This window comes from Niallia laureatilytica, from assembly GCF_046613985.1.
Classification (GTDB): domain Bacteria; phylum Bacillota; class Bacilli; order Bacillales; family Cytobacillaceae; genus Niallia.
Map to the genome: position 1 here is coordinate 104,610 of NZ_JBKKHP010000008.1, position 25,110 is coordinate 129,719.

The window sequence follows — 25,110 nt, forward strand, 5'->3', positions numbered from 1 at the left end:
ACAGATGAAGAATGTATTCAGAAAAGGATTAGGCTTAATTGCGATTGCAGTCCTGCTTTTATTGTCAGCATGTTCAGGTGCAGCAAACAGCGGCACGAATGCAGGGGGCTCCAAAGACAACACGATGTATATCGGACTAGTAAATGCTCCAGTCAGCTTCAACCCTATTAACTCATCTGATATTGCTGCTTCATGGCTTGAAAAATTCATGTTTGATACGTTTTTAGAAATGACTGGGCCGCTGGAATTCACTCCTAAGCTTGCAGATTCATTTGAAACAGAAGACAATCAAACATTCACCATTAAGCTGAATGATAAAGCAGAATGGTCTGACGGAACGCCAGTAACAGCAAATGATGTTGCGTTCACGATGAATCTTGTGGCAAACCCTAAAACAGAAACAGCAATCGGCACATATTTGACAATCATTGACGGATTGACCGAAAACGGCAAGTTCCCAGATGGTGTTACAGAAATTCCTTCCTTAACAATTGTTGATGATAAAACAATCCAATTTAAGACAAAAACACCAGTAGATCCAAACATGGTTAAAGAACAGCTTGGCTCTAAATTTATGATTCTTCCAGAGCATGTTTTAAAAGATGTAGCTCCAGAAGACTTGCAGAAGGATCCTTTCATGCAAAAACCGACAGTAACAAATGGGCCGTTTAAATTCGTGAAATATGCGAAGGACCAATATGTGGAGTATGAAAAGAATGACAACTACTATTTAGGTGAAGTAGAGCTTGATAAAATGTTCGTTAAGATTATGCCTGCAGCAAACCTTGTTGCACAGCTTCAAACAGGTGAGATTAATATGAATGCTGCCGGCGGTATCGGCAAGATTGCTGTACAGGATTTCGATACAGTGAAGGGCTTTGAAAATGTAACAACAAAAACAGATAGAACATATGGCTATCAAAATATGATGTTCAACACAGAAAAAATTACTGATCAAAAAGTCCGCCAAGCAATTGCTTATGCGATTGACCGGGAGAAAATAGTTGATCAGCTGTTGAAGGGTGAAGGAGAGATCGTTGATGGACCATATACATCAATTAGCCCTTACTTGGATAAGGATTTAGCAACATACACATATGACCCAGAAAAGGCAAAACAATTGTTAGAGGAAGCTGGATGGGATTTCAACAAAACAATTGATTTTGTTGTACCGATTGGCAATAAAGTTCGTGAGCAGTCTGCTGATATCATTGCCCAAAACTTAGAGGCAATCGGCTTGAAACTCAATACAACAACTTATGATTTCCCGACAATTATGTCAAAAGCAAAAGCAGGCGAATTTGATTTGCTGCTTATGGGATTCACGAATACAATCGATCCTGATGTGACTACTGTTTATGGTAGCGGCGCTACAAGCAACTATACTAACTACAGCAACCCTGAAGTTGATAAGCTGCTTCTAGCAGGAAAACAAGAGCCTGATACAGAAAAGCGTAAAGAAATTTACAATCAGCTTCAGGCAATCTGGAGCGAGGAATTGCCAGTCTTCACCCTTTATTCCGATTTTGATTTTGGAGCAGTATCAAAAGATGTTGCTGTCGGAGAACCGAAAGTATTTGGCTTCCATAATGAGATGTATAAATGGTCACTGACAGGAGCAGAATAATAAAAAATTAATTTAAATTTAAGGCGGGGGCTGTAGAATAATTCTACAGCCTTTTTACCGTAAACTTAGCGGAGCTGCTCCTGCCTAAAAAAGTGCTGAGATAGGTATAAACTTATGTTTTCTATTTTGGGGAAAAGAGGTATGATAATAGCAATATTTAGTTTTCCTAAAGAATTTAAAAACGGTTACATTGTTTATACAAAAGGCGGGAGGAGAAACATGGCAAAAATATTCAAAAGACTTCGGACATATCAAGTCAGCATCGCTGTTGCATTAGTTCTGATGCTGACAGAACTTGCAGTAGAGCTTGTCCAGCCTCTTATTATGGCAAAGATTATCGATGATGGATTGGCACATCAAAATACGGACACTGTTATTTTTTGGGGAAGCATTCTTGTCGGTATTTCCCTGCTTGCCTTTGCAGCAGGAATTATCAACACATTTTATTCAGCCCATGTCAGCCAGAACTTCGGCTACAGCCTCCGCAAAGAGCTCTATTCAATCATTCAATACTTTACATTTGCCAACAGCAGCAAGTTTTCCAGTTCTTCCTTAATAACAAGGCTGACAAACGATATTACACAGCTGCAAAATATGATTTTTATGAGCTTGCGTTTCCTTCTCCGTTCTCCCTTATTAATAGTCGGCGGAATCATCATGTCCTTTGCTGTCAACGCCAGGCTTGCTTTAATACTTGCAGTGACTATTCCTGTTATCATCCTGATGTTTATATGGGTAATCCGTAAAGGCGGGAGGCTGTTTAAGAAAGTACAGAGTAAATTAGATTTCGTGAACAATGTAATGCTTGAAAACTTAACCGCCGTTAAGCTGATAAAGGCATATACTCGAAAGCGTTTTGAGAACGATCGGTTCACTGTTGCCAGTGATGATTTAAAACAAAGCACAGAAAAAGCGTTGCGTGTAATGGAAATCACTGTTCCGCTCTTGCTGTTTATCATGAATCTCTGTATAATTGCCATCCTTTGGCTGGGATCAGGCCAAATAGCTGCTGGTGAGACACAGGTGGGGGATGTTGTTGCCATTATCAACTACTCATTAAGAATTACCTCTTCTCTATCTGTCATCACAATGCTCATTATGGTGATTTCCCGCTGTAAGGCATCAGCTGACAGGCTGCAGGAGGTTTTTGAGATGGAAGAAAAGGACAATGATAAAGCGAATCCTTCTCAGCAGCAAAAGAAAATTACCGGAAAATTAACATTCCGGGATATTGCCTTTGCTTATCCGAATACGAAAGTAAATGTACTGGAGAAAATCAGCTTCACTGTACAGCCCAATGAGGTCATTGCTGTCATGGGAATTACCGGAGCAGGAAAAACATCATTATTTCAGTTAATACCAAGACTCTTTGAACCGACTAAGGGTGCTGTTTATATGGATGACACAGATATCACTGATTATGATCTTGATTCCTTGAGAAAGCAGATTGGCTATGTGCCGCAAGTTTCCTTATTGTTTACAGGAACAATAAAGGAAAATATCATGTGGGGAAACCCTTTTGCTTCTGATGAGATGATAGTAAAGGCAGCTAAAGATGCACAAATACACGAGACAATTATGAAGCTGCCGAAGAAATATGAGACAAGAATTGGCCAAAAAGGCATTAATTTGTCTGGCGGACAAAGGCAAAGACTGTCTATTGCAAGGGCACTCGTAAGAAATCCTAAAATATTGCTTTTGGACGACAGCACAAGTGCGTTAGATTTGCAGACAGAAAAAGAGCTGCTTCAGGCAATCTCCACATATAATGCGACTGTACTTTTAATTACTCAAAAAATTTCAACAGCACGAAAGGCAAATCGGATTCTTCTGATGGAGGAAGGGAAAATTCTTGCCTATGCCCATCATGAACAGCTGTTGAAAGAAAACAAACTTTACCAGCAAATAGTTGAGTCACAGTTAGGGAAGGAGGAGGCTAGTCATGTTTAAGACCCTGACCGATGCTTTTTTGTATCCTAAGCCGGAAATAGGTAGGAAGGCTACAAAGAAAAAGGCGAAGACAAAACCCCGAAACATGAGCAGAACCCTGTATCGTTTATGGCAGTACATGGCTGTTCAGAAAGGCCTACTCTTTGTTGTGCTGTTTCTTGTAGCCGCAAGCTGCTTGTTAGGTTTATTAGGGCCTTATCTTGTCGGTAAATCAATCGATCAATATATTGTAAACAAAGAATTTACCGGGCTTGGCACGATGCTGCTTATACTCGGGGTCATCTACTTCTTTTATTCTGCCAGCCTATTTTTGCAGAACTATTGGATGATTGGCATATCCCAGTCAACGGTGTACAGACTTCGCACTGACCTTTTTGCACAGTTTCACCAGCTGCCGATTGCCTATTTTGATAAAAGACAGCATGGAGAGCTGATGAGCAGGGTGACAAATGATATTGAGAATGTCAGCTCCACACTCAACAGCTCTGTTATCCAAATATTTTCGAGTATTCTAACACTGATTGGAACGGTCTCCATCATGCTCTGGCTCAGTCCTCTCCTCACCGTACTGAGTTTAACGATAATACCTGTTATGTATTTTGGGATGAAATGGATAACGGCAAGAACAGGAGTGCTCTTTAAGGAACAGCAGAATAAATTAGGGAATCTAAACGGTTTTATTGAGGAATCCATTTCAGGCCAGCGAATTGTTAAAACCTTTTCCCTAGAAGACAGGATGATTAGTGACCTTGTTGATAAAAGTGAAAACTTAAAAAATGTTAGCTATTGGGCCCAAGTTTATTCTGGCTTTATTCCAAAGCTGATGAACATGCTCAATAATATCAGTTTTGCACTGATTGTCGGTGTCGGCGGACTAATCATTTTAAAAACAGGAAACATTTCTATCGGAGTTATCGTCATATTTGTTGAATACTCACGGCAGTTCACCCGCCCTCTGAATGATCTTTCCAATCAGTTCAACACATTATTATCTGCAATAGCTGGGGCGGAAAGAGTATTTGAAGTGCTTGATGAACAGAAAGAGGAGAAGGATGAAAACACAGCCTTTTCTCTTGAAGCTGTAAAGGGTGATGTTGTTTTTTCAAATGTGTCTTTTGCTTATGAAGAAGATAAAGGCATTTTGAATGGTGTTTCTTTCCATGCTAAACAAGGTGAAACGATTGCCCTTGTCGGTCCTACTGGAGCAGGAAAAACGACGGTCATTAACCTTCTGTCGCGATTTTATGATGCCACAGAAGGTACAATCAAACTCGATGGCTATGACCTTACCACTATTAAACGAGAGAGCCTACGCTCCCATATGGGCTTTGTTCTCCAGGATGCTTATTTATTTTCAGGGACAATTAGAGAAAATATTCGTTATGGAAGGCTGGATGCAACCGATAAAGAGATAGAGGAAGCAGCCATGCTTGCAAATGCCCACAGCTTTATCAATAGTCTGCCGGACGGATACGACACGGTTTTGGCAGCAGATGGGAACAGCATCAGCCAAGGACAAAAACAGCTGTTGTCAATTGCTAGAGCAATCCTTGCTGACCCTAAAATACTTATACTTGATGAGGCAACGAGCAGTATTGATACAATAACTGAATTGAAAATTCAAGAAGCGCTGCAGGTGCTGATGAAGGAGAAAACCTCCTTTGTTGTTGCTCATCGATTGAACACAATAAAGCATGCCGATTGTATACTAGTGCTTAATAATGGTGAGATCATTGAAAAAGGGTCGCATGATGAGTTATTGCTGAAAAAAGGCTTTTATTATCGACTGAACCAGAACCAGTTTCAGACAAATTCTGGCGAAAATGGAGCTGAAGGTCTTTAAAATACCAAGAAAAGGGGAATTGACTGACCGGTCATTTTTCTCTATAATAAAGACAGGTGCCTGTCACCCTTAACATTTCGAAGAGGTGAATGGTTGAAATGAAAACAATCGATCAGATTATCGAACTTTTGAAGAATATTGGAGTCAATGCAGAAAAGGTTTATAGAAAACCAAAGGAGACTTATTGATTTATGGATCGCTCTAACAACAATGAATCACTGCTTTCTCTAAACGAGTGGAGCTTAGACGACCTTTCAAATGAACTGATAGAGTGGAAAAACAATTTAATCGTCTATCGCTTTGCTTTAGAGGAAGTTAATACAAAACTGAAAATATTAAATGAAGAATTTCAATTTATCCACAATCACAATCCGATTGAACATATTAAATCACGAATTAAGGATCCGCGCGGGATTATGGTAAAACTTAACCGCAAAGGTCTCGACATTACAGTTGAAAATGCGAAAGAGCATATTCACGATATAGCTGGTGTACGAATTACCTGCTCTTTCATCTCTGATATTTATGACATTTATGAAATGCTGAAAAAACAAAGTGATATAAAAATCGTAGAAGTAAAAGATTATATTGAGAACCCAAAACCAAATGGTTATAAAAGTCTCCATTTAATTGTTAAAATTCCTGTGTTTTTGAGCAATGGAATGGAAGAAGTATATGTAGAGGTACAAATAAGAACAATAGCTATGGACTTCTGGGCAAGCCTTGAGCATAAAATTTATTATAAATTTGATAAAGGCATACCAAACCATTTGCTTGCAGAACTGAAAGAAGCAGCAGGTGCGGCCCATGAACTCGACGTTAAAATGAAAAAGATTAAAGATAGAGTTGATATTTACCAAACAGTTGGAGATGCTCAAACCCTCGTCTAAATTAAAAAAGAAAGTCTGCATTTCTCAGCAGACTTTCTTTTTTTCTTAAACTGCTGTTTCGATGATTGCATATCTATTTTTACGAGAATAATTTATAATAAGGAGATGCTTTTGTATTTGAACCTTTAGATGTTCTAATAAACATAATCCTTATAACAAAAAGGAACAGTAAAAAGCAGCAGCTGCAATGAAAAAGGAGAATAAAATGAGTAACCAAACCCTTTTAAATAAGATGAAACCATTTATAGAAGAAAACTGGGCTAAACAAGGTTTTCAAAAACCAACAACTATTCAAGACAAGGCTATTCCGGAGATTTTAGATGGCAAGGACATCATCGCTGAATCGCCAACAGGTACGGGAAAAACATTGGCATACTTGCTGCCGGTATTAAATAAGATTAACGCAGAATCCAAGGCTATGCAGGCAGTAATATTGGCCTCTTCTCAGGAGTTGGTTATGCAAATTCTGGCTGAGGTTCAAAAATGGGGAGAGAACAGCGGTGTGAGATCTGCTTCGTTCATTGGCGGAGCTAATGTAAAAAGGCAATTAGAAAAGCTGAAGAAAAATCCTCATCTTGCTATTTGCACACCTGGAAGGGCTTTGGAGCTTATTAAGCAAAAGAAGCTAAAAATGCATGAAGTAAGAACAATTGTCCTTGATGAGGCTGATCAGCTTCTCGTTCCAGAGCATATTGAATATGTACGCCAAATCATTAAAGCGACACAGAAAGAGGAAAGACAGGTTGTAATGTTCTCAGCAACGTTGACAGACAGAACAGAAGCGCTTGGCAAGGAACTGCTTTTAGATCCAGCAGTTATTCGAGTTAAAAAGGATACTACTATTGAAGCAGCAGATGTGCAGCATATATATTTTCAGGCAGAGCATCGAGACAAAATTAAACTGATGGAGAAAATCTCTCGTCTTGAAAATGCAAAGGTGCTTGTTTTTATTAAGGACATTGGAAATTTAGATGTGCTTCATGAAAAATTAGCCTTCAAGGAAATTAAAACGAGCAAGCTCCATAGTGATCTTAACAAGATGGACAGGCAAAAATATACAAGACTGTTCCGGTCTGGCAAAACGAGTATGCTGCTGGCAACAGATGTTGCAGCACGCGGGCTAGATATCCAAAATATAACCCATGTTGTGCATTTTGATTTTGCAAAAGATAAGACCCAATATATTCACCGTTCCGGCCGAACAGGACGATTCGGTAAAGAAGGTACAGTCATCAGCCTTGTAACAGAAAGAGAAGAACGGGAATTGAAGCAAATGCTGAAAGAATTAAAACTTCCCCTCAAACGCAAAGTATTTTATCAAGGTGAAATTACAGACGTACAATAAAATAATCAACTCAAATGCCGCTAAAAAATTAGCGGCATTTTTTTATTTTTATGCCTGCAAATTTTTACTACATAATATTGGAGAATTTTCACAAGATAAGACAAGAATAATATTTTGCAGGTGAATTAATATGGTTACATTTGTTTATTTATTGCTGATTGGCATGATGGGAAGCCTTACCCTGATTTTAGATATGTTCGTATTTCATGACAGCCTAAAGAATTGCTTTATGAACATATATAAGGCTGAAGTTGGAGCAGGAGCAATCACTATTGTCTTAACAGCAGGCTTTGGCTTTATCTGGTCTGTAGTGGTTGATTTCAGGAGGCTGAAAAAGAAGCTGCAGGGAAACAAAACCAATGCTTGAAACTATTTATGTTAAAAACTAAAGGAAGTGGAGTCCAATGCTCAAAGAGAACATTTCTTTAAGCCAATTAGCAGCATTAGTATTCAATTTTCAAATTGGCAGCTCCATTGTTTTCGGACTTGCATTAGACGCAAAAGAGGATGCATGGATTGCTCTCTTTATTGCATTTGGCTTTGGGATTTTCATCACTATGTTTTATTTATATTTAAGCTCACTGCTTCCTGGGAAAAATTTGTATGAGATGTTTGAGTACTGCTTTAAAAGACCGATAGCAATATGTATTAGCTTCGTGTACATCATTTATTTCTTGTACTATGCTTGCCGGATTATAAGAGACTTTGGAGAATTGATATCTGCGACGGTACTGCCGACCACTCCCATTGAATTCAGTACTTTTACACTGCTACTTGTGATAGGTTATGTGCTCTATTTAGGGATTGAGGTGCTGGCAAGGACATCTGAGATATTCACACCATATGCGATTATTTTTATGGTCCTATTAATTGTGTTTTTATATTCGGGGAAAAACCTGGATATGACAAATGTCAAACCTGTTTTAGGAGAAGGATTCAGCCCTTTATGGAAGGTGATTTTTCCTTATGAACTCGTACGTCCATATGGCCAGCTGCTTATTTTAACATTCATCCTTCCGAGTGTATCCAGATTAGATCAGAGCGCCAAAGTCGTAATGTCCAGCATGATTATTTCCAGCCTTTTGCTGATAGCATCATCTATGCTGATTATTCTGGCGTTAGGTCAAAATATTGCTCTTCGTTCTAATTTTCCGCTGTTGAGCGCTGCCCGTCTTATCTCTATTGGGGAATTCATTCAGCGGGTTGATGCAATTGTTGTTTTTACAATGGTGCTAGGGACATTAGTGAAAAGCTCTATTTACATATATGGAGGATTGAAGGGACTAGAGTATGTATTTTCGATTCCATTTCGCTTTTTTGCAATTCCCGTTTCATGTTTAATTTCACTATTCTCGATTTTTATTGCAAAAGGCTATTCCGATCATATTAACGAAGGACTGCTTTCCAATCCTTTCTTGCTGCATGTACCGCTGCAATTTGGGCTGCCTGCATTGTTATTAGTTATCCTGCTCTTTAAAAAATGGAGAGGGAAAAACAATGGCAAACAGATGAAGGAAAGGAATATGTAAAGTAACTTGCTGTGCAATAATCCATAAGGTGTTGAGCGTATGCTAAAGGAAAATATTTCATTAAGCCAATTAATCACATTAGTTATAAATTTCCTGCTCGGCAGCGCTATTGTAGTCGGAGTAGGGTTAGAGGCGAAGCGGGATGCATGGATGGTCGTAATTGCAGGCTTTTTTATCGGAATCCTCATCATGTCTGCTTATTATTTTTTGCTGTCTTTGCAGCCTGGAAAAAACCTCTTTGAAATAATGGAAATTTGCTTTTCCAGACCTGTAGCAGTCGTTATGTCTCTCGTATACATTTGCTACTTTCTGTATATAGCATGCCGGGTAATTAGAGATTTTGGAGAGCTGATTTCAGCAGCGATTCTTCCGTTAACGCCCATTGAAGTTACAGTAGTTCTGCCTGTCCTTGTCATAGGTTATATCCTCTATATGGGGATTGAAGTGTTGGGACGAACCTCTGAAATCTTTACACCATATACATTTGCCTTCATGCTCTTGTTGTTTATTTTCTTGTATGGGAGCGGAAATATTGAGCTGGACAATCTTCAGCCAGTTGCTTCAACCGGTTTTATGCCAATCCTGAAAGCAATCATTCCCTCTATCTCTGTTTTTCCCTTTGGGGAGCTGATTGCATTCACAGTGGTCCTTGCAGATGTGACGAACTTCAAGTACAGCAGGAAAGTAAGCCTTATGGGTGTTACCATTGCTAGTTTCCTGCTGCTTCTGTCTGTGTTTTTAATCGTCACATCTTTAGGTGAAAACATCGCCCTTCGTTCCAATTTTCCCCTGCTTAGTGCAGCGAGGCTTGTGAGTATTGGTGAATTTATTGAACGGATTGATGCATTAGTCGTCTTCATTATCATGCTCGGAATTTTAATTAAGAGCTCTGTCTTTATTTATGGCGGTCTCAAAGGATTAGAGTATGTATTCAATAAGCCATACCGGTTTTTTTCTATCCCAGTTGCCTGCATCGTCTCGATCTTCGCTGTTTTTATTAGTAATGACTTTGCAGACCATATAAAAGAGGGTCTTTATGTGGATATATTTATCTTACATCTGCCATTGGAATATGGGTTCCCAATTTTAGTGCTGGCTACATTACTGTTTAAAAAGTGGAGGAAAGACCGAGGCTCAGGCAAGGAGGCAAAAGCATGAAGAAGTTCTTGAAAAAACTGCTTTCCATCAACAGCAAAAAACAAATACCTTCTAATACGAAACCGACAAAAGCGGAAGAAATTGAAATGAAAGAAATCAGCTTTGAAACCGTGAAGGACGAGATTAAAAGGATTTTTGGCAATACAGCAGATTTAAAGGCAGATGATGTATTAGTAGGTAAGTCAGAAGCGATTATTTTTTATTTAGACACGGTCATCAATACCGACTTTCTCAAGGATATGCTTGGACAAACTTTGGAAAGTCCTGTTGAACAGGATATTAAGATTACGAGTGAAGAAGAATTGCGAGCATTTGGGAAAAAAGCTTTTGGTGTGTCAGGCTATAAACTTATTAATACAATCAGTGAAATGACAGAGACAATTCTTGAGGGAAGAATTGCTGTTGTTATAAAAGGGATACCGGCTGCACTCACTATCAGCTTCATCAACAGTGAAGGAAGAACCGTTTCGGAGCCGACTACACAAACAGTTGTAAGAGGTCCAAAGGATGCATTTGTTGAGGACATATCAACCAACATTAATTTAATCCGGAAAAGGATAAAAAACCATAATCTCCAGTTTGAGAAATTCAAGGTAGGAAATGAAACGAGAACGAGTGTGTATGTCGGCTCCATAAAAGGGGTTGTGAATGAAAAGATATTAGAAGAGGTGCGGAAACGAATAAAAGATATTAATATTTCCGCTGTTTTTGAATCTGCGAACATAGAAGAGCTCATTCAGGATAAATCTGCGACTGTCTTTCCTCTGGCTTTGAATACAGAGCGGCCGGATTCAGTCTGCTCAGCGCTTTTGGATGGAAAAATCGCCATCATAACCGACGGGACACCGTTTATTTTGCTGGTGCCTGCCGTACTGACAGATTTCTTTATTTCATCTGAGGATAATTACCAGAATTATTTCATGTCCAGCTTTATCAGGATGATCCGTTACCTGTCGTTTATGATTGGTTTGTTGATGCCTTCTGCCTATGTAGGAGTATTAACCTTCCACCCAGAGCTTTTGCCGACAACTTTGCTGTTAAGCGTAATTGCCCAGCGGGAGGGTGTGCCGTTCCCGGCAGTTATTGAAGTATTTATTATGGAGATAACCTTTGAAATTCTCCGTGAGGCCGGTGTCCGCATGCCAAGGGCAGTAGGTCAGACAGTATCCATCGTTGGAGCATTGGTAATCGGGCAAGCTGCAGCAGAAGCTGGAATCATTTCTAATATCATGGTAATTATTGTAGCGATCACAGCGATTGCTAACTTTGTCTTTCCGAATTACAGCTTTGCGAATGCCTCCCGGTTGATACGGTTCGTGCTTATTATTGTTGCATCGATACTCGGATTGTATGGAGTATTACTTGTGCTGATATTTATGGTTGCCCACCTTAGCTCGCTCCGTTCCTTTGGTGTGCCGTACTTGGCGCCAGTTGCACCGTTTATTGTCGAGGATCAAAAGGATATATTTATTCGCACGCCAATCTGGTTTCAAAATAAGCGGCCTGCCTATTTAAGTCCTAGCAGCACAGATAAGCAAAAGCCGCAAGGTTCACCATCTCCTCCTAAACAGACGAAAGGAGGAAGCGGGGATTGAAGCTTTATGGAAAACTGCTTATCTCCATTATGATTGTTTTCCTTTTGAGTGGCTGCTGGGATCGGAAGGAACTGTCAGAAATTAAACTCGTTTCAGGGATGGCGGTTGATAGAGGAGATGACGGCAAATATAAAGTGACGGTAGAGGCATTAAATGCAGCAGAATTGAATTCACGGACGAGCGGAGGCAATGCTCCTGCATTAGTAGAAACGATTGAAGGAGAGACCTTATCGGAAATCAGTCATCAATTCAGCCAGTATTATGCTCAATACCTTGTTTTTTCTCATATGAAGCTCCTCGTTATTGGAGAAGATGTAGCAAGGACTGGGATGATTGATTTTATTGATTATTTAGAAAGAAACAGGGAGCTTCGTGATGACTTCAAAATTCTAATTGCAAAGGACACGAAAGCGTCTGATGTGTTAAAGGTGACAAATCTCTACCGGAAATCCTCTTCTCTGAAGTTGTCGACACAGCTTGAAAACATGTTCCAAGACTGGGGCGGAGATCCGGATATGAGAATAAATGACTTTATCAATGACATCACTTTAGAAGGGAAGGAAGCAATTTTAAATGCAGTAGTTGTACAAGGAGACAAGAAAGTTGGAGCAACTGTTGAAAATATGAATAATGTTACACCAGAAGCAATCGTACTAGTTGATTCCCTTGCGATTTTTGACAAAAAGAAGCTAGTCGGCTTTTTGCCAATAGAGGACACTCGAGTGTATTTATGGATAACAAATAAATTTCAAAATACAACCTTGACAGTACAATGCGGGGATGATGAATATAGTGCTGTAAGAATTATCCACTCAACAACAGATGTCCAGACGAAAATGGATGGAGTAATACCTGAATTCAACATCAATATTAAAGCAGAAGGCTATATTGAAGGCACACAATGCTTTAAAGCATTGGATAAAATAGAGACCTTTCAAAAGTATGAAGACCTTGTCAGTAAAGATGCATCAGAAAAAATTAAAACCACAGTCGAAAAAATGCAAAATGAATATGGGCTGGATATATTTGGATTCGGAGAAATGATGAGAAGGCAGCATAATGACCAGTTTGCAAAGATAAAGGACGACTGGAACAAATACTTTTCAGAGGCCAAAGTAAATGTGGACTTTGAGTTCATCTTAAGAAGGACAGGAATCAGGTCAGACAGTTTCCTTGACGAAGTAGAGAAATAACGAAAAATAATAATGATCCCAAAATTTAATATAATTGCTTGAAATATGAAATAGATATGATATTCTGTATGTACAAACGAAAATTAAATGAGAAATCATCACTAGGGGATCCCTTGATAAGGGCTGAGAATAAAGTAGCTACTTTTAAACCCTCATAACCTGAACAGGTTCGTACCTGCGTAGGAAAGTGGAAGATTGTTTTGTTATGTACTTTTACTGTTCATACAATCAAAAGCCACTTTCCTACGGGATAAAGTGGCTTTTTTTATTGGAAAAAGGGAGGATTGGAGGGATGGCTACCAATTAAAGTTGAGTAATTTCATAGGTAAAGGTGGTTATTGATGAAATGAAGCTTATTGCCATAACAAATGATGCTTATTCAGTAGAGGAAACATGCACTAAAATACTGGAGATTCATGATTATGTTGATTTTATTCATATAAGAGAAAAGTCTAAATCGATGCTGGAGATATATTGTCTTTGTAAACAGCTTTTGGCAGGAGGGGCAGATAAACGAAAAATAGTTATCAATGGAAGGGAAGAAATCCTGCTTTTAGCCAATATGCTTCATGTTCATCTTCCCGAAAAGGGGTTTCTGATTGAAAGGACGCGCCGAAGGACAGCATGCCAGCTCGCCGGGAAATCAGTACATAGCCTTAAGGCAGCACTAGAAGCAGAAAAGGAAGGGGCAGATTATATTATTTACGGACATTGCTATGAAACGGACAGTAAAAAGGGGATGCCTCCTAATGGAATAAAGACATTGCAAGAAATCAAGCAGGCAGTCAAGCTTCCTGTATATGCAATCGGCGGGATAAGTGAGGACAAAGTGGCTGGGCTGTATGAATGCGGTGCTGATGGGATTTGCGTTATGTCAGGGATTTTTGCTGCAGGAAGTCCAAAGCTCGCCGCAAAAAAGTATCAAGAAAGGTGCAAAGAGTATGCAAACACGAAAATTTGAAGCTGCTGTTATTGGCGGCGGCATTATCGGCAGTGCAATTGCTTATCATCTATCCAGTGAAAACATTCAGACTGCCGTATTCGAGGCAAATGAGATTGGCGGGAAAACAACAAGCGCTGCAGCAGGAATGCTGGGTGCCCATTCTGAATGGGAGGAATTTAAAGAACTGTATCCATTTGTCGCAGACAGCCACAATTTGTATAACCAGTTGTCGCTGCAGTTAAAAGAGACTTGCGGGATTGATATTGAATTGAAAAAGGGAGGGATTCTTAATCTAGTCTATTCAGAGGAGGAAAAGAAAAAATTTAATTCTGTTCTTCACTTACCTTCTGTTTCATGGCTGTCTGCAGAGGAAGTTTGGGAAATAGAGAAGCATGTTAGCCAAGACATCTTCGGTGCTGTATATATGAAAGACGATGTCCATGTCACGCCGATATCTGCTTGTAACGGATTCAGCAAAGGTGCCTATCAGCTAGGTGCACAAATCTTTGAACATACGATTGTGCTTGAAGTGGAGCGATTTGGCAGTGAGTATCTTATAAAAACTACGAAAGGTGATTTCTATGCGGAAAAAGTAATCATTGCCTCTGGAGTATGGACAAATAAGTTTTTTGCTAAATTTGGAATTGGAAATGCCTTAGTTCCTGTTAAAGGCGAGTGCCTCTCTGTTATCAATGACCGATTGCCTTTGAGCAAAACTTTATTTCATGAAAAGAGCTATATTGTGCCAAGAAATAATAATCAGCTAGTAATAGGTGCAACACAGAAATGGAATGATTGGAATGAGTTGCCGAGCTTTGGCGGCATACAGGAAATCATGGAGAAGGCACGGAAAATGATGCCAGAGCTTGCATTAATGCGCCCAAGCAGGTTTTGGGCAGGGTTAAGGCCGCAATCCTTCGACAAAAGACCTTTTATCGGTGAGCATCCTGAAACCACAGGGTTATACTTTGCTGCTGGCCACCAGAGAAACGGCATCTTAATGGCACCAGCAACAGGGATGATGATAACAGATTTAATAATGGGAAGAAAGGTGAATGAGCTTTGGCTGAAGGCATTCAGAATCGACAGAGCAGAGCATTCCCAAATGGAGAGGGTGTAAGAAATGAATATACAGCTAAATGGGAAAAGCATAGATGTTCCTGATGATATAGGAACATTGCAAGATTTACTAGTTTGGTATGGTTTGCAGGATCGAATGGTTATAGCTGAATTAAACAGAGAAATTATTAAGAAAGAAACCTATCAATCTACAGCACTTACAGAGAAGGATATTTTAGAGCTTATTCATTTTGTCGGAGGAGGATGAAATAAATGATGAAAATAGGTAACCGTACATTTCAGTCAAGATTATTGCTAGGAACAGGTAAATATCCATCATATGATATCCAAAAGGAAGCAGTAGCAGTATCCGGTGCAGAAATATTAACATTTGCACTCAGAAGAATGAATGTGTTTGAAGAATCTCAGCCTAACTTCCTGGAGAAATTGGATTTGACGAAATATGCCTTGTTGCCGAATACGGCTGGAGCAAAAAATGCAGAAGAAGCAGTACGAATTGCGAAGCTTGCAAAAGCTTCAGGTCTTTGTGACATGGTGAAAGTAGAAATAATCGGCTGCAGCAAAACACTGCTGCCAGATCCTGTTGAAACATTGAAGGCTTCAGAGAAGCTGCTTGAATTAGGATTTACTGTTTTGCCTTACACTTCTGATGATGTGGTGCTCGCTAAGCGCCTTGAGGAATTGGGAGTCCATGCTGTCATGCCAGGTGCGGCACCAATCGGCTCAGGCAGAGGGATAATTAATCCGCTAAATATCAGTCTGATTATCGAGCAATCAAAAATCCCTGTAATTGTCGATGCTGGCGTTGGTTCTCCAAAGGATGCAGCATTTGCCATGGAGCTTGGGGCAGACGGAGTGCTACTTAATACGGCAGTTTCCAATGCAGAAGATCCTGTGAAGATGGCAAGAGCCATGAGCCTGGCGATTGAGGCAGGAAGACTAGGCTTTGAAGCGGGGAGAATGGCGATGAAGAAATATGGAGAAGCGAGCAGCCCGGCAAGCGGACTGGTGACCTCATGATTGGCAAATATAAAAAGCAAGAGCTGTTTATTGGGGAATCGAGTCAAAAGAGATTGCAGGAAAGTCATGCCGTTATTTTAGGTGTGGGGGCACTCGGTTCATCGACAGCAGAGATGCTGACAAGAGCAGGCGTTAAAAAGCTGACAATCATCGATAGAGATTATGTGGAATGGAGCAATTTACAAAGACAACAGCTTTACACAGAGGAAGATGCAGCATTAAAGCTGCCAAAGGCAATTGCTGCAAAACGGAGACTAGAACAGGTAAACAGTGATGTGCAGATTGATTGCCGGGTTGAGGACATAACAGGCAAGAATATAGAAGAAATGATTAAGGGAGCTTCCATTATTATCGATGGAATGGATAATTTTGAAACAAGACTTATCATCAATGATGCTGCTGTAAAAATGAATATACCATATATATTCGGTGCCTGTGTCGGCAGCTATGGGCTGACATACCCTGTCATTCCTGGTGAGTCACCGTGCTTGCACTGTATTATCGAGCAGCTCCCAGCACAAACAGAAACATGTGACAGTGCTGGAATTATCAGTCCTATTGTCCAGCTTGTCGCAGCTTTTCAGGCTGCATACGCGCTGAGGGTTCTCTCAGGCAAGGCAGTCGAACCGATACTCGTATCCTATGATATTTGGAGTATGCAAAAGGCAGAGATTCATGCCGATAAACTGAAAGACCCTCATTGTCCCGCATGTAGCCAAAGGTTATTCTCCTATTTGGACACAGGTAATCAAACGAAAACAGATATATTATGCGGCAGGGATGCCATTCAAATCCGGCCGGGAGTTTCACAAAGCTTTGATTTGGATGCCCTTGCTAAAAGCATTCAGCATGTTGTTGAACATATGATTGTTAATCCCTATTTACTCGCTTGTGAGTTTGAAAAGCACAGGGTTGTCCTATTTAAAGACGGACGTGCCATTATCCATGGCACTGATGAGCGCTCAAGGGCAAGAGCCATTTACAGCAGACTCGTTGGATGATTAATGCCAGCCTAAAGACCTTTTGAAGAGAAGGTCTTTTTTTTATGCCGCCAAAAAGCTGAGCATCCACTAAGCCTCAAGTCTTAGAGAGAAATCAAGCGGAAGCACGTTATGAAAAAACGTGCTGAAAGCTATGATAGGAGTATGAAATGAAAGGAGAGATTGATGAAATGAAAAAAGTAGGTTTAGTTCTTATCGGGGCGACAGCGGCAATTATCCTTCTGTCACAGTTAGGTCCTCTAGTTGGGCTGATTATAAGCGGAGCATTGCTGTACCTTGTGTTCAAGCAATTTTTAAAGGCAGGGCATACAGGAGCGAAGATAGGATGGGGAGCATTAGGCATCATATTACTCTGTATCACTGCAAGTAATCTTCCTGCAATACTTGGTTTAGCTGCAGCGTACATCCTGTTTTTAGTAATTAAAAAGTGGAAAAAGCCGAGTGTCACAGAAAAAATCAATACCTCTGATGATCCGTTCCAGAATTTTGAGAAGCAATGGTCTGAACTTAACAAAAACTAAACAGAAAAGAGGAAAATAATTATGGCAAAACTATTAGAAAGAATCAAAAATGCAGTAATGGCAGATATCAATGAAGTGCTGGATAAAAAAGAGAACAAGAACCCTCTTGCTCTGCTCAATCAATATTTAAAAGAATGTGAAAAAGAGACAGAAAAGGTAAAAGGGCTTGTAAAGCGCCAATATGTATTGAAAGAAGCGTTCACAAAGGAGCTTAAAGAGGCTGAGGAGCTAGCAGAAAAACGTAAAAATCAAGCAGAAATCGCATCAAAAGCAGGGGAAGAAGAGCTGTTTGCCTTTGCTCAAACAGAGCAGCATCATTATGAAGAAAGAATTGTCCGCTTGATGGAATCACTGAAAATCACAGACCAGCAGACAAGTGAGCTTGAGGCAAAATACGCCTTGATGAAGCATAAGCTAAAGGATATGAATATCCGCCGCCTTGAACTGATGGGCAAGGAAAACATGACAAGAGCTTCCTATACAATTGATAAAGTTACAAATGAACAAGGAAAAGAAGGTCAACCAACAAGATTCGATGAACTGGAAACATATATTGAAGGCTTAGATAAGAAGATTACGAACAATTATTACCAGCATACAATTGATGAAAAAATCGCAATCCTAGAAAAAAAGCTAGAGGAAAAGAAAGATGAAACTTTCACATCTTGAAAAAAATGATATTCTTAAAAGGCGTAGGTTTTTTATACGCCTTTCCGAGTATAGATAAGACGGGAATGAAATTATATCTATAGCCGGAAGGGCGTAGCCACCATGAAGGGAAAGGAAGGAGGAGCTTTCATTGTTTGAAAGAATTAAGAAGGATTTTGCTGGCTGGTTTGTAGTTGTTGCCGGGTTCCTGCTTCTATTGGAAATTTTCGTTTTGCATCCAGGATTAATCTTTTCCTTTCTGATTTCCATCGGTCTGATGTATTACGGAAAACGGGGATTAAAGGGGAAAACAGGAAAGTTGATGTTTTGGGCTGGATTGCTCGTGCTGCTGATTAGTGTGCTCAATATGTTTACGGTGAAGTTCCTGTTATTCAGTCTCCTTTTTTATTGGTTTGTGCAGTTTATCCAGAACAAAAACAATAAAGAGGTAATCAAACCAATTATTAAGGAAAAGAAAGAAGGGGACGGAGAGGACATAATCATTAAAAAGGAGCCGATGTTTCGCAACAGGCTGTTCCATCGGAATGAAACTCCTGATCATGTTTATGAGTGGAAGGATATCAATATTCAAACAGGTGCAAGTGATACGATTATTGATTTGAGCTATACGGTACTGCCGCAAGGGGAAACAGTCATCTCCATCCGGAATCTTGTCGGCAATGTCAAAATATATATACCATATGATTTGGAGGTCAGCATCAACCACTCCGTCCTGTTAGGCTCTGCCTCTATCTTCGATGAAGTAAATGAAGAGAATGCCTTCAATCTGAATGTAATCAGAAGCAGCGCTGCCTATGACCAAGCGGAAACAAGAGTGAAGATCATCACCTCTTTTTTAGTCGGAAATTTAGAGGTGAAAAGAATATGAGCATCATACAACGGCAAATTATATGGGGAATAAGCATTGCATTAATTTTGCTGATTTTCACTTCTGCTGTCTTTTTGCTCGTGTTTCCGCCGGACAGCTGGAGTGATATTTGGGATAAACAGGTTCTTGATATTCCTTTTGTCTTGTTCGTCGTTAGTGCAGATGTGGCGATTGGGCTCTTTTTTGGAGTGTTGAGCGGTTACTCATGGAGAAAGCAGTTTAATGCTCTTGATGGTATGATTCACAGCGGGGAAAAGAATAAGGAGCTGGACCGGGAAAGCTCAGGCTTTTATGAAGAAATACATTCTTTAGGGACCAAAATAACAAGTGTGCAAAACAAGCTGAAGGAGCAAATTAAACTATCGCAGAAGCTTGTCACAGAGCAGGCTGAGAATCAGCATACAAGAGTTCAAGCTGTCATTGCTGATGAACGGAACCGCCTTGCCAGAGAGCTTCATGATTCTGTGAGTCAGCAGCTTTTCGCTGCCTCCATGCTCTTATCTGCTATCAACGAAAGAAGACAGCCTGATGGTGATCCTGTTGAAACAAAGCAGCTAAAGCTTGTTGAAGAGACCATTCACCAGTCGCAGCTGGAAATGCGGGCACTGCTGCTGCATTTAAGACCTGCGGCATTAAAGGATAAAACCTTAAAAGAGGGCATAATGGAGTTATTATCAGAGCTTTTGCAAAAAGTGGAAATGCAAATTACGTGGAAGCTCGAGGAATTTATATTGGATAAAGGTATAGAAGACCATTTATTCCGAATTCTGCAGGAATCTGTCTCAAATACACTCAGGCATGCTAAAGCAAGCAAGCTTGATGTGCAGCTGCTACATAGAGAAGAGTACGTCATCTTAAGGGTTATGGATGACGGCATCGGATTTGATGTGGAAGAGAGCAAAACAGGTTCTTATGGTCTGCAAAATATGCATGAGCGGGCAGCTGAAATCGGCGGCCAGCTGAAAATAATCAGCTTGCAGCAGCAAGGGACACGGCTTGAGGTGAAAGTGCCGATGATTTTAGATGAGGAGGAGAAAGGATGATAAGAGTTCTGTTTGTCGACGATCACGAGATGGTCCGGATAGGCGTTTCCTCTTACTTATCAGCACAAGCGGACATTGAGGTTGTCGGTGAAGCTGACAATGGAAGAACGGCCATAGATATGGCTTTAGAATTACGCCCTGACATCATCTTAATGGATTTAGTCATGAAGGAAATGGACGGGATTGAAGCAACAAAACACATTATCGAAGCGTGGCCGGAGGCGAAGATCATTATAGTTACAAGCTTTTTGGATGATGAGAAGGTATATCCAGCATTGCAGGCAGGAGCGACCAGCTATATGCTGAAAACATCGAAGGCAAGTGAAATAGCAGATGCCGTCCGCTCCACCTTCAAAGGACAAATTGTCCTCGAGCCGGAAGTCACTGATAAGATGATGATGAAGATGCGGGAGAAGCCGCAAAGCTTACTTCATGACGAACTAACAGCAAGAGAGATGGAAATACTGCTGCTCATGGCCGAAGGAAAAAGCAACCAGGAAATAGCAGATGCATTGTTCATTGCTATCAAAACAGTTAAGACCCATGTGAGCAATATTTTAAGCAAGCTTCAAGTACAGGATAGAACACAAGCCGTCATTTATGCCTTTAAGTACAGGCTAGTTGAATAAAAAATCCGCGAGGGAAACCTTGCGGATTTTTTGTTTTTATTCGGATAAAAGGTGTTAGAGTCGGTGTTTAGGTCTTTTAAACAAACGTTTGATTAATAATAAACTTTAAAACTTGTAAATATATTTTTATAACTTGTCTCATATGATGAAAGAAAAGCAAATAAAAATAATCCATTTTTATTGTAAGGAGAGGTCCATGAGTTCATTTTATAAAGGTACGTTCCTACTGATTGTTACGGCGTTTTTTGGCGAATGCATTGAATTTTTAATCAATATGGTAATGGCAAGAGAACTGGGGGAACAAGGACTGGGGCTTTTTATGACTATCCTGCCGACGATTTTTCTTATTGTTCTGCTTGCAAGCTTTGAGCTGCCAGTCTCTATCTCTAAATTTATTGCAGAGAAAGACTCAGTCTATCATCACAGCATGCTTCAGCAGGTGATAAAATGGACAATCATCTTTACGATTGTACTGACTGTTATTGCTGGTTTTGTTATCCCATTTATTCCTATTTTCAAAGACTATCATCCAATATTAAGATGGCTTGTGCTGTTGCTGCTGCCGATAATCTCCTTTACTTCGATTGCAAGAGGATTTTTTATGGGGAAACAGCAGATGGGGAAGATTGCTGCATCTAATTTCTTGCGTAAAATTGTTCAGCTGGGAATGCTCGTCTTCTTGTTCCAATGCTTTTCTTTTGATTTGGAGACCTCTGTCCTAATCGCTTTTTGTACGATTGTAGGCAGTGACTTAGTTGTGTTTTTATATTTGCTTCATATGTTCTTTGTCCAATATCAGCGCATTAGAAAAGGAAACAATGAGAACATGGGCGGCAAGGCTATTTGGAAGGACCTATTAAGTGTATCTATTCCAACAACAGGTCTGCGGATTTTTCATGCATTGTCCCATGCTGTCCAGCCGTTTCTAATAAAAGGGGCATTAGTGTCATCTGGAATTACCGCTGCCAATGCAACAGAGCAGTTTGGGATGCTTGCAGGAATTGCGTTAACTATCGGTTTCTTTCCGGCATTCATTGCTCATTCCTTTATGACCATGCTGATTCCGACCGTTTCAAAGGCTTATGCAGACAGAGACTACTTGCATTTGCAGAATTTGCTTAAACAGGTGATGCTGATAACTCTTGGGTACGGATCCGTTGCTGTAAGCATCTTCTACTTCTATGCAGAACCGCTGACAATGAAATTCTTTCACTCATCACAAGCAGCTTCGATTGTACAGTTACTGTGGCCGTATTTCTTCCTCCATTATTTTACGATTCCAATGCAGGCATTCCTGATTGGGTTAGGCCTTTTAAAGGATGCCGTTTTCCACTCTATATGGGCTACAGTGTTTTCGTATACCGCCATCTATTATCTTGGCTCGTTAAGCCATTTGCAGATGGGAGGAATAGCAATCGGCATGAATTTAGGTGCAGTTATATTAGCCCTGCTCCATTATTTGACCATTTGCAAAAAAATCGGCTTTTCGATTTGGCTTTCACCAGGTAAACAAGTACATCAATAAAAATTTCTTTTAAAAAAATTTTTTTTGAAAAAAGTGTAGGGGTTGAAGGATGCCGTTTCGTTTATTGTATAGGAAAGCGTCCTAGGGGAAGGAGGACAATGATGAAACCCCTAAACAATAAATATTCAGGTGATTGTAAAGAAACCTGTTATGAAGAAATAATTAAAGAACATGGAAATGCTATATATGCCTATATTTTTTCATTGGTCAAACATAAAGAACTAGCTGAAGACATTTACCAGGAAGTACTCATATCCTCTTATCTGTCGTTTTCTTCCTTCGAAGATTACAGCAAAGCAAAAAGCTGGCTGTACAAAATAGCAATAAATAAATGCCGTGATTATTGGAGAAAAGAAAAGACATCGAAGAAGTTCTGGGAGGAGACCGTATATACATACGTAAGGGATACTTCTGTTTCCCTGCCGCCAGAGGATACAATTATGAATAAATGTGCACATGAGGAAATGATTGATACATTAGAAGAGCTGCCGCCAATGTATAAGGAGCCACTTCTATTATTCTATTATCATAACAATACACTGCTTGAAATTAGCGACAAAACAAAAACGCCCCTTTCAACTGTGAAAACACGAATGAAAAGGGCAAAAGAACAGCTTCGTCCTAAAGTAAATAAACTGGTTTCCATTTAGTATGGAAACCTTTTTTTATCTTCAATCTTCCCGCTGCTTGTTATAATAGTTAACCGAATACATGGCACCTTCACTGACCATATTGTTATCCCCAATATCTTGCGGATCAGGATTGCCGGTTTTTACCATAAGTGGCTCGTCCTGTTTGGAGTTAAACTTCTGAGTGACTCGCTGCATCATTTCTTTCCCTTTTGAGGTAAAAAGAAGGTAACTCCCAACTCCTGCACCAACAACAGCTAATGTACGCATCGTTTTCATTATTCATCCCTCCGATAAGTTTGTCCAAAATTTTTACTAGTCTTTATTTACCCAAGAGTAGCTGAAGGGAAACCTGCCTATACATTTAAGTTTTTTTTCCACCAAATGAGGGAAAGATAAGAAAAAACGTGATCGGAGTGATCTTTTTGAAAAAGTATCACATGAGCAACTGGGTATGGTATGCACTTGAAAAGATGGAAGAGATCGATCAAATAGAGGCAGAACTGAATTTACAGATGGAAGACTGGGGAAAAATCATTAATGAGAAAAAAGGTAACTATTTAGAGATGGACACCTCAATAATTGGCAAGGAATCATTGAGCGGGTCCCTTATCTATAATCGAAAGATCGAGGAACGAGGCGATTATGAGCTGTTTTACTTCTTTATATGCGGCAATACGCTTATAACATTGGACTATCATGATAACAGCCTCCATCTAAAAGACAGGACTACTATTATTCGTGCGGCAAAAAACGCAGAGTCCTCTGTTGATGGCTTTATGGTGATACTTGGCAATATTATGACAGACATTTTGTATCATATTGATGCATATGAGGAAAAGCTTGATGAGCTAATTTGGGATGTAAAAGAAAAAAACAGTACAAATACATTAGATAAGATTTATCAGTCTCGCCATGAAATACTTATTTGGAAAAACGTAATGATGCCGTTTTTAGAGCTGAAGTTTGCGATAGAGGAAGCATTTGGTGATGCTGTGAATAATGGCAGAGATTATAAGCGTGTTTCTAAAAGAATTCAAAGAGGCCTTACTTTAGTAGATGAATATGAAAAGGAATTAAATAATCTCGTCCACTTTGAAGAGGTTGTTTCCCAGCACCGCGGAAATGAAATTATGAAGACATTAACGGTTTTTACTGCCCTTTGCACGCCAATCATGGCACTTGGAGCATTATGGGGTATGAACTTTAAATACATGCCTGAGCTTGATTGGAAATACGGCTATGCTATTTCCCTAGCCTTAATCGTCCTGACTACTGTCATTATTTATGCTTATTTGAAAACACGGGGCTGGATGGGCGATCTTTTAAGAGCCAAAAAGAAAAATTCTTTTTTTCAGTAGCATGAAGGCACAATAGACGGCAAATAGTAAATTACATATAATAATATTAGTAAGTTATTATCCGCGAAAGTTACTCTAAGGAGGATATATGGAAGGTTCTAAATATTGCAGTGAGTCGCTCGTTATAAAAACGAGCATTGTTTTCCCTACAGATACGAACACATACGGTACTTTGTTCGGAGGGAAACTGATGGCATACATCGATGATACGGCTGCTATTGCTGCCATGAGACATGCAAGAAAACATATTGTAACAGCCTCGACAGATTCAGTCGATTTTCTTCATCCAATTCAAGAAGGAAATTCAGTTTGCTTAGAAGCATTTGTCACTTATACAGGAACATCCTCTATGGAAGTGTTTGTAAAGGTGACAGCAGAAGACTTGCTGTCAGGGGAAAAGAATCTCTGTGCTCTCAGCTTTTTAACTATGGTCGCTATAGATGAACATGGCAAACCGACAGCGGTGCCGCAGGTTGTCCCGCAAACAGAAGAAGAAATCAGTCTGTTTGAATCAGGTAAAGTGCGGGCCCAGATGAGAAGAAACAGGAAAGCAGAAACACAGGAGCTTGCTCGGAAATATAAGTCAAAATGACGTTAATCTGCCACTCAAAAGGCATGACCTGACAGGTAATGCTGTCGAAATTGGCAAATTATTTTCCAGGAAATGATGATATTTCTGGAATGATGTCTT

Annotated in this window: 25 protein-coding genes and 1 riboswitch; of the genes, 24 read left to right on the top strand and 1 reads right to left on the bottom strand. The window is 39.8% G+C overall.

Features of this window, described 5'->3' with window-relative positions; all coding sequences use genetic code 11:
- Window positions 1–4 precede the first annotated feature (4 nt).
- From ACLIJJ_RS18465 to ACLIJJ_RS18570, 22 genes are all read left to right on the top strand, one after another.
- A complete protein-coding gene (locus tag ACLIJJ_RS18465; protein ID WP_411411455.1) occupies window positions 5–1,627 on the top strand; it encodes an ABC transporter substrate-binding protein in 1,623 nt (540 codons plus the stop codon).
- 219 nt (window positions 1,628–1,846) lie between these two features.
- A complete protein-coding gene (locus ACLIJJ_RS18470; protein WP_233316283.1) occupies window positions 1,847–3,577 on the top strand; it encodes an ABC transporter ATP-binding protein in 1,731 nt (576 codons plus the stop codon).
- Entirely contained in the window at window positions 3,570–5,420 is a 1,851-nt protein-coding gene (locus ACLIJJ_RS18475; RefSeq protein WP_411230163.1) for an ABC transporter ATP-binding protein, read from the top strand. Before ACLIJJ_RS18470 ends, ACLIJJ_RS18475 begins: the two co-directional genes overlap by 8 nt.
- A 191-nt stretch (window positions 5,421–5,611) precedes the next feature.
- Window positions 5,612–6,310: a GTP pyrophosphokinase gene (locus ACLIJJ_RS18480; protein WP_411411456.1), complete on the top strand. Its 699-nt coding sequence runs from the start codon at window positions 5,612–5,614 to the stop codon at window positions 6,308–6,310.
- 205 nt (window positions 6,311–6,515) lie between these two features.
- The gene (locus ACLIJJ_RS18485; protein ID WP_233316286.1) at window positions 6,516–7,655 is read left to right on the top strand and encodes a DEAD/DEAH box helicase; all 1,140 of its coding nucleotides are present in this window, start codon (window positions 6,516–6,518) and stop codon (window positions 7,653–7,655) included.
- A 130-nt stretch (window positions 7,656–7,785) separates the two neighbouring features.
- On the top strand, window positions 7,786–8,022 hold the full coding sequence (locus ACLIJJ_RS18490; RefSeq protein ID WP_233316287.1) for a hypothetical protein: 237 nt from the start codon (window positions 7,786–7,788) through the stop codon (window positions 8,020–8,022).
- Window positions 8,023–8,059: 37 nt separating this feature from the next.
- Window positions 8,060–9,184 carry a GerAB/ArcD/ProY family transporter gene (locus tag ACLIJJ_RS18495; RefSeq protein WP_233316288.1) on the top strand — a complete coding sequence of 375 codons (1,125 nt, stop codon included), beginning with the start codon at window positions 8,060–8,062 and terminating at the stop codon, window positions 9,182–9,184.
- Window positions 9,185–9,223: 39 nt separating this feature from the next.
- Window positions 9,224–10,342, top strand: a complete 1,119-nt coding sequence (locus ACLIJJ_RS18500; RefSeq protein ID WP_233316289.1) for a GerAB/ArcD/ProY family transporter — start codon at window positions 9,224–9,226, stop codon at window positions 10,340–10,342.
- Window positions 10,339–11,937, top strand: coding sequence for a spore germination protein (locus tag ACLIJJ_RS18505; protein WP_233316290.1), 1,599 nt, complete (start codon window positions 10,339–10,341; stop codon window positions 11,935–11,937). The genes ACLIJJ_RS18500 and ACLIJJ_RS18505 overlap by 4 nt, the downstream gene beginning before the upstream one ends.
- Window positions 11,934–13,130, top strand: a complete 1,197-nt coding sequence (locus tag ACLIJJ_RS18510) for a Ger(x)C family spore germination protein (RefSeq protein ID WP_233316291.1) — start codon at window positions 11,934–11,936, stop codon at window positions 13,128–13,130. Before ACLIJJ_RS18505 ends, ACLIJJ_RS18510 begins: the two co-directional genes overlap by 4 nt.
- Window positions 13,131–13,223: 93 nt before the next feature.
- A riboswitch (TPP riboswitch) is annotated at window positions 13,224–13,333 on the top strand.
- Window positions 13,334–13,476: 143 nt separating this feature from the next.
- Window positions 13,477–14,091, top strand: a complete 615-nt coding sequence (locus ACLIJJ_RS18515; protein ID WP_233316292.1) for a thiamine phosphate synthase — start codon at window positions 13,477–13,479, stop codon at window positions 14,089–14,091.
- On the top strand, window positions 14,072–15,193 hold the full coding sequence (gene thiO / locus ACLIJJ_RS18520; protein ID WP_411411457.1) for a glycine oxidase ThiO: 1,122 nt from the start codon (window positions 14,072–14,074) through the stop codon (window positions 15,191–15,193). Before ACLIJJ_RS18515 ends, thiO begins: the two co-directional genes overlap by 20 nt.
- A 3-nt stretch (window positions 15,194–15,196) precedes the next feature.
- On the top strand, window positions 15,197–15,400 hold the full coding sequence (gene thiS / locus ACLIJJ_RS18525) for a sulfur carrier protein ThiS (protein WP_233316294.1): 204 nt from the start codon (window positions 15,197–15,199) through the stop codon (window positions 15,398–15,400).
- 5 nt (window positions 15,401–15,405) lie between these two features.
- Window positions 15,406–16,173 carry a thiazole synthase gene (locus ACLIJJ_RS18530; RefSeq protein WP_233316295.1) on the top strand — a complete coding sequence of 256 codons (768 nt, stop codon included), beginning with the start codon at window positions 15,406–15,408 and terminating at the stop codon, window positions 16,171–16,173.
- Complete coding sequence (locus ACLIJJ_RS18535; protein WP_233316296.1) at window positions 16,170–17,174, top strand: ThiF family adenylyltransferase; 1,005 nt, start codon at window positions 16,170–16,172, stop codon at window positions 17,172–17,174. The genes ACLIJJ_RS18530 and ACLIJJ_RS18535 overlap by 4 nt, the downstream gene beginning before the upstream one ends.
- Window positions 17,175–17,323: 149 nt before the next feature.
- On the top strand, window positions 17,324–17,695 hold the full coding sequence (locus ACLIJJ_RS18540; RefSeq protein ID WP_311315973.1) for a lmo0954 family membrane protein: 372 nt from the start codon (window positions 17,324–17,326) through the stop codon (window positions 17,693–17,695).
- 21 nt (window positions 17,696–17,716) lie between these two features.
- Window positions 17,717–18,364 carry a PspA/IM30 family protein gene (locus tag ACLIJJ_RS18545; RefSeq protein WP_411411458.1) on the top strand — a complete coding sequence of 216 codons (648 nt, stop codon included), beginning with the start codon at window positions 17,717–17,719 and terminating at the stop codon, window positions 18,362–18,364.
- A 130-nt stretch (window positions 18,365–18,494) separates the two neighbouring features.
- The gene (gene liaF / locus ACLIJJ_RS18550; protein WP_411411459.1) at window positions 18,495–19,232 is read left to right on the top strand and encodes a cell wall-active antibiotics response protein LiaF; all 738 of its coding nucleotides are present in this window, start codon (window positions 18,495–18,497) and stop codon (window positions 19,230–19,232) included.
- On the top strand, window positions 19,229–20,275 hold the full coding sequence (locus tag ACLIJJ_RS18555; protein WP_233316299.1) for a sensor histidine kinase: 1,047 nt from the start codon (window positions 19,229–19,231) through the stop codon (window positions 20,273–20,275). Before liaF ends, ACLIJJ_RS18555 begins: the two co-directional genes overlap by 4 nt.
- Window positions 20,272–20,904, top strand: a complete 633-nt coding sequence (locus ACLIJJ_RS18560; protein ID WP_237940670.1) for a response regulator — start codon at window positions 20,272–20,274, stop codon at window positions 20,902–20,904. The genes ACLIJJ_RS18555 and ACLIJJ_RS18560 overlap by 4 nt, the downstream gene beginning before the upstream one ends.
- Before the next feature lie 196 nt (window positions 20,905–21,100).
- Window positions 21,101–22,429: a polysaccharide biosynthesis protein gene (locus ACLIJJ_RS18565; protein ID WP_233316301.1), complete on the top strand. Its 1,329-nt coding sequence runs from the start codon at window positions 21,101–21,103 to the stop codon at window positions 22,427–22,429.
- A gap of 98 nt (window positions 22,430–22,527) precedes the next feature.
- A complete protein-coding gene (locus ACLIJJ_RS18570; RefSeq protein ID WP_237940672.1) occupies window positions 22,528–23,079 on the top strand; it encodes an RNA polymerase sigma factor in 552 nt (183 codons plus the stop codon).
- A gap of 21 nt (window positions 23,080–23,100) precedes the next feature.
- On the opposite strand, the gene ACLIJJ_RS18575 is transcribed toward ACLIJJ_RS18570, so the two are convergent.
- Complete coding sequence (locus tag ACLIJJ_RS18575) at window positions 23,101–23,337, bottom strand: hypothetical protein (RefSeq protein ID WP_233316303.1); 237 nt, start codon at window positions 23,335–23,337, stop codon at window positions 23,101–23,103.
- A 146-nt stretch (window positions 23,338–23,483) separates the two neighbouring features.
- Here ACLIJJ_RS18575 and ACLIJJ_RS18580 point away from each other — a divergent pair, with 146 nt between their 5' ends.
- Both ACLIJJ_RS18580 and ACLIJJ_RS18585 read left to right on the top strand, forming a co-directional pair.
- Window positions 23,484–24,419 (top strand): magnesium transporter CorA family protein, encoded by a 936-nt coding sequence (locus tag ACLIJJ_RS18580; RefSeq protein WP_245399831.1) that lies wholly within the window; start codon window positions 23,484–23,486, stop codon window positions 24,417–24,419.
- An 88-nt stretch (window positions 24,420–24,507) separates the two neighbouring features.
- Window positions 24,508–25,011, top strand: coding sequence for an acyl-CoA thioesterase (locus ACLIJJ_RS18585; RefSeq protein ID WP_233316304.1), 504 nt, complete (start codon window positions 24,508–24,510; stop codon window positions 25,009–25,011).
- Window positions 25,012–25,110: the final 99 nt, after the last annotated feature.

Excerpts from the sequence above, each read along its gene's own strand:
- ACLIJJ_RS18465 (WP_411411455.1), top strand. The coding sequence starts at position 5 with ATGAAGAATGTATTCAGAAAAGGATTAGGCTTAATTGCGATTGCAGTC.
- ACLIJJ_RS18470 (WP_233316283.1), top strand. The coding sequence starts at position 1,847 with ATGGCAAAAATATTCAAAAGACTTCGGACATATCAAGTCAGCATCGCT.
- ACLIJJ_RS18475 (WP_411230163.1), top strand. The coding sequence starts at position 3,570 with ATGTTTAAGACCCTGACCGATGCTTTTTTGTATCCTAAGCCGGAAATA.
- ACLIJJ_RS18480 (WP_411411456.1), top strand. The coding sequence starts at position 5,612 with ATGGATCGCTCTAACAACAATGAATCACTGCTTTCTCTAAACGAGTGG.
- ACLIJJ_RS18485 (WP_233316286.1), top strand. The coding sequence starts at position 6,516 with ATGAGTAACCAAACCCTTTTAAATAAGATGAAACCATTTATAGAAGAA.
- ACLIJJ_RS18490 (WP_233316287.1), top strand. The coding sequence starts at position 7,786 with ATGGTTACATTTGTTTATTTATTGCTGATTGGCATGATGGGAAGCCTT.
- ACLIJJ_RS18495 (WP_233316288.1), top strand. The coding sequence starts at position 8,060 with ATGCTCAAAGAGAACATTTCTTTAAGCCAATTAGCAGCATTAGTATTC.
- ACLIJJ_RS18500 (WP_233316289.1), top strand. The coding sequence starts at position 9,224 with ATGCTAAAGGAAAATATTTCATTAAGCCAATTAATCACATTAGTTATA.
- ACLIJJ_RS18505 (WP_233316290.1), top strand. The coding sequence starts at position 10,339 with ATGAAGAAGTTCTTGAAAAAACTGCTTTCCATCAACAGCAAAAAACAA.
- ACLIJJ_RS18515 (WP_233316292.1), top strand. The coding sequence starts at position 13,477 with ATGAAGCTTATTGCCATAACAAATGATGCTTATTCAGTAGAGGAAACA.
- thiO (WP_411411457.1), top strand. The coding sequence starts at position 14,072 with ATGCAAACACGAAAATTTGAAGCTGCTGTTATTGGCGGCGGCATTATC.
- thiS (WP_233316294.1), top strand. The coding sequence starts at position 15,197 with ATGAATATACAGCTAAATGGGAAAAGCATAGATGTTCCTGATGATATA.
- ACLIJJ_RS18530 (WP_233316295.1), top strand. The coding sequence starts at position 15,406 with ATGATGAAAATAGGTAACCGTACATTTCAGTCAAGATTATTGCTAGGA.
- ACLIJJ_RS18535 (WP_233316296.1), top strand. The coding sequence starts at position 16,170 with ATGATTGGCAAATATAAAAAGCAAGAGCTGTTTATTGGGGAATCGAGT.
- ACLIJJ_RS18540 (WP_311315973.1), top strand. The coding sequence starts at position 17,324 with ATGAAAGGAGAGATTGATGAAATGAAAAAAGTAGGTTTAGTTCTTATC.
- ACLIJJ_RS18545 (WP_411411458.1), top strand. The coding sequence starts at position 17,717 with ATGGCAAAACTATTAGAAAGAATCAAAAATGCAGTAATGGCAGATATC.
- ACLIJJ_RS18555 (WP_233316299.1), top strand. The coding sequence starts at position 19,229 with ATGAGCATCATACAACGGCAAATTATATGGGGAATAAGCATTGCATTA.
- ACLIJJ_RS18560 (WP_237940670.1), top strand. The coding sequence starts at position 20,272 with ATGATAAGAGTTCTGTTTGTCGACGATCACGAGATGGTCCGGATAGGC.
- ACLIJJ_RS18565 (WP_233316301.1), top strand. The coding sequence starts at position 21,101 with ATGAGTTCATTTTATAAAGGTACGTTCCTACTGATTGTTACGGCGTTT.
- ACLIJJ_RS18570 (WP_237940672.1), top strand. The coding sequence starts at position 22,528 with ATGATGAAACCCCTAAACAATAAATATTCAGGTGATTGTAAAGAAACC.
- ACLIJJ_RS18575 (WP_233316303.1), bottom strand. The coding sequence starts at position 23,337 with ATGAAAACGATGCGTACATTAGCTGTTGTTGGTGCAGGAGTTGGGAGT.
- ACLIJJ_RS18585 (WP_233316304.1), top strand. The coding sequence starts at position 24,508 with ATGGAAGGTTCTAAATATTGCAGTGAGTCGCTCGTTATAAAAACGAGC.